At 45.3% G+C, this 258-nt stretch carries 1 pseudogene; it reads right to left on the reverse strand.

The features are described 5' to 3' along the window. Positions 1–204: pseudogene (locus tag NXT09_RS22425) on the reverse strand (discoidin domain-containing protein); the annotation flags it as partial. Positions 205–258: the final 54 nt, after the last annotated feature.

Here is a 258-nt window from a genome sequence, read left to right on the forward strand (position 1 = left end):
AGCAGTTTCAGTAATCTGATCGGCCGTATAGTCGCCAGCTTGTGCAGTTACGATGCCGGTACGCCCGAATACGGAGGTAACGCCGGAAACGCCAGGCTCTTGCCCACCGCCATGATCTGAATGGCAGCAGGTATGAGGATGAACGGTATAGGTTGATTTGCCTGTGCTGTCACAAACATTAATTTCAATATTGATATCTTTCATGATATTGATGACTCCATTAATCAAGGGAATAAGGAGTATCACTTATTTTCCCAA

It is taken from the genome of Pectobacterium jejuense (assembly GCF_026800125.1).
Taxonomy (GTDB): Bacteria; Pseudomonadota; Gammaproteobacteria; order Enterobacterales; family Enterobacteriaceae; genus Pectobacterium; species Pectobacterium jejuense.